1 protein-coding gene and 2 pseudogenes are annotated in these 2,990 nt (G+C 65.0%); 1 reads left to right on the forward strand and 2 read right to left on the reverse strand.

The features are described from left to right. Positions 1–320 precede the first annotated feature (320 nt). Together ABZV91_RS32270 and ABZV91_RS32275 are read right to left on the reverse strand one after the other, a co-directional pair. Positions 321–1,021, reverse strand: a pseudogene (locus ABZV91_RS32270) (IS701 family transposase); the annotation flags it as partial. A 137-nt stretch (positions 1,022–1,158) separates the two neighbouring features. Continuing rightward, positions 1,159–1,325 (reverse strand): annotated as a pseudogene (locus tag ABZV91_RS32275) (IS3 family transposase); the annotation flags it as partial. A gap of 983 nt (positions 1,326–2,308) precedes the next feature. Between ABZV91_RS32275 and ABZV91_RS32280 the strand changes: the two are divergent. After that, positions 2,309–2,990 (forward strand): hypothetical protein (locus ABZV91_RS32280; RefSeq protein WP_355249500.1); only part of this gene is annotated, 682 nt, incomplete at its 3' end.

Here is a 2,990-nt window from a genome sequence, read left to right on the forward strand (position 1 = left end):
TGGTCAACCTGGCGGCGCCGGCACCAATACCGGGCCAGAAAAGCCCACTACCAGCGCCGACACCGATTACATAACCAAGTGCGGCTGGAGTACTAAGCGGGCTTGATGCTGGCGGCGACGCCGCCAGTTCGACCATGCCCAGACCTGGTGGGCGCAAGGGAGTGCGGGCAGGGCCAAGGCAATGGTGAGTCGGCGGATCTCCGGTAAAGTACGGGCGATCATGTCTTGGCCGCTATCGATCATTCCCGTTTTGCGGCAATAACTTTGACCGAGGCAAGCGAAGCGAGTGCGAGCATCGACAAGGTGATGTGAGCATATCAGGCCCGCCAGCTGCGGATCTGATAGTGGTCCAGGCCGGCTTCGTTCTTGGCTTGCTGGAAGCACTCCTCGATGCGCCATCGAGTCCCGGCGATCCACGCCAGATCAGCAATCGTGCATCGGCGCGGCCCGTAGCAGACGTAGTAGGCGATCTCGGCAGGATCGGAGACGCTTCGCCGGGCCAGTATCCAGTGACCGCGGCCGGATTCCCACAAGATACGGATCGGGACTCTGGCTCAGTCGTCATCACGAGGCCCGTGCGCGCCGGCACCGGCGGAGATCCGCTGCCACGCCCTGGTCGGCAGTGTGGCGACGAGCTCGTCGGCGCGCGCCTGGCGCATCCCGGTCGTGACCAGGGTGTCGTTGCGGCGGGTGGTCAACACGTGAGCGATATCGTGTTGCTCGAGCCGGAACCGCAGGTATTTGACCTGACCGTAGGCTTCATCAGCGGTGAACCAGCGAAACGGTGTCTTCGCGGCCAGAGCGCGTTCCAGCATGGCCATCACCAGCCGCGGCTTCGTTGCGAACTCGACCTCGTCCGGGATTCCGGCGGCCCGGCAACGGCCGCGGTCGCCGGTCCACGATTCCGGCAGATACAACTCCGATCGACCAGAGCATGACCGTAGCGGGAGGCGTAAGCGAGGAAGACCCCGATCTGGCAGCTCTCCGTGCGCCCGGCCGTGCCGGAGTATTGACGCTGCACCGGTCGACAACGAACGAATAGTCGATCACGCGCGCGACAACCGCACCCGGTGCCCCTGGTCCGGCACCCGGATCATCCCCCTCGGCACTCCCCACCACTGTTCCCGCCCGCTGAGCCCATGCCGGCGCGGACCCGCGCATCTCGGCCTGACGGACCCATATATGCAGAGTTCGGTGGTGATCCCCAACCGGGCCGCGACCGCCTTCCTCGCGGCCCACTCGCTGCCGTGGTCGCCACGGTGATCGATGACCATCCGGACAGCTTTTGCTTTGGTCGCTTTCGCTTCGTCGTACTTCGCAGGCATGATCTGCCCATCCTTCCCAAGAAGAAGGTGGGCACCAACCCCGGGGCGCTTCAGAGATCATGGCGGGGCGACATCGAGCCGGCGGTGGTTTCCGTTCGATTCGCCGACCGGAGCTCAGCTCGCGACGGTGCCGAACACAGTGCCTCGCGACCGTGCGGGGGCCGGGAGCCGCCGACCGCTGAGAGGCGGCAGCGCTGGCTGTCCAGCCGTCAGCACTGGGAAACAGTAGACCGCGATGTGGACCGGGCCACACCGCAGTCGGGGCCCGGCTGCGCTCGATGAGCTCACCGGAGGGGGGACACGCAATCCACTGTCGCCGCCTGCCTGGGTCAACACATGAGTGTTGTTCACCGGCCTGGGCTATGGCGTGCAGATCCGGCAGGCGATCGGCACGACCGGGATGCACGCACTGCTGGCGATTTCGCTTATATCCGCCATATCCGCGAGCGTGAACACTGGCGTTACTCCTCGGTCTGCTCGGACAATCATCAAGTCTGGCAACATGATTACACAGAAAGGTGCGCGATTGGCAGCGCAATCGGATGCCATCACTCGTGTACGGGAGTGCGTACAGGATCGGGGCTGGACATGACCGGATATTCGCTGTCGCAGTGGCAAGCCGCTTGGCCTGGTGTGGGGTGGACGGTGTATGTGCCGGGGGCACGCGGCGAGATCGCGGTCGGTCCGGTGATCTGCTCCGTCGCCGAGGACGGTGTCGTGGAGCCTTCGTCGTCGATCGCTGCCCCGATCTGCGCAGCGGGATTCGAGAAACGCTCGCGGCGATGTCTGGGTTCGTCGGCCTGACGTGGTCCGGCGTGTGGTTCAGGGTCTTTCTACCGAAGGCGATGCAGGTTGCGCGGAGCCGACCATGCTGTATCCGGTGGCTGCGTCGGAGTATGTGGCTGGTTTTGTGCGGCGGTTTCGGGACCGTCGGGGAGTGTCGGTCTGACCGTGTTTGATCGGGTTGAAGGCTGGTATCGCTGATGACGGAGGCGTTGGAGTGGCTGGGTGAGTTGGGCCCGTTGCAGACTCTGATTTTCGGTGCGGAGATCCCGGAGATGGATACCGATGCCGGTCGTCGGGTGAGGGGGGTGTGGGAGCAGGCCGGTGTGGAGCTCGGGCGGTTGGCGGGGCGGCTGGTTGCGGAGATCGCTTTGTTGCCGGAGGCGGTGCAGGCGGAGATGCTCGACGTGATTGTGGGTGCTGCGCAGCCGTTGGTGGAGGCGGTGGCGGGTGTGGGTGGGTTTTGTAAGAAGTTGGGTGAGCATTGTGATCTGAGTGCGGCGAACAGTGATAAAGAGACTTACACGATGGTCGCTTTCGGTGTGATGACGGTGTATCAGGTCATGGCGGCGGGGGGTGGGAATCCGGTTGCGGGGGCGCAGGTTGTGGCGCAGGCGCGGGCGAGGCATTTGGCGCGGTGGGCGGAGTTCGTGGCGGAGCGGGCGGGGGCGGGGGCTGCGGCGTTTGCGGAGCGGGCGGGTTTGTTGGCGACTCAGGTGGGTGGGTTCGCTGTTTTTGCTGGTGGTGTGGATGCCGGTATTCAGGGGGTGCAGGTGTTGGTGGGGCGGCGGGAGGTGATGGATTGGGATTCGGTGGCGGTGGCGACGGTGGCGGGTGGGGCCTCAGCGGCCGGTGGTGTGTTGGGTGTGGAGTTGGTGCGGC

Origin of the sequence: Nocardia sp. NPDC004568, from assembly GCF_040609955.1 — a bacterium.
GTDB lineage: Bacteria > Actinomycetota > Actinomycetes > Mycobacteriales > Mycobacteriaceae > Nocardia.